Below are 456 nucleotides of genomic sequence, written 5' to 3'. Positions count from 1 at the left end.
ACGCCATCGAGGAGCAGGACGACCAGTTCGCGCTGCCGATCTACATGGAGCAGCTGTTCGATGCGTTCGGCATCGACAGTGAAGACCACTCGGAAAATGCCCTGGTGCTGCGCCCCAGCGAAAAGATGCTGGACGCCAGCTTCCCGCTGGGCGACGACGAGGCCGTGACCATCACCTACGACCGCGAACAGGCGCTAGCCCGCGAAGACATGCAATTCCTCACCTGGGAACATCCCATGGTGCAGGGCGGCATGGACCTGGTGCTGTCCGGATCCATGGGCAACACCGCGGTGGCGCTGATCAAGAACAAGGCGCTCAAGCCGGGCACCGTGCTCCTCGAACTGTTGTTCGTCAGCGAGGTGGTGGCGCCGCGCGCCCTGCAGCTGAGCCGCTTCCTGCCGCCGCTGGCGCTGCGCTGCCTGCTCGACGGCAACGGCAACGACCTGGCGGCCAAGG

The 456-nt window shown here is 65.4% G+C and carries 1 pseudogene; it reads left to right on the top strand.

Annotation, left to right across the window (positions count from 1 at the left end):
• A pseudogene (locus ACU8YC_RS27310) lies at positions 1-456 on the top strand (RNA polymerase-associated protein RapA); the annotation flags it as partial.

The sequence above is a fragment of the Citrobacter sp. VF227 genome (assembly GCF_052950715.1).
Note: the sequence above shows the minus strand (reverse complement) of the source record. Positions and strands in the feature narration are given on the sequence as shown.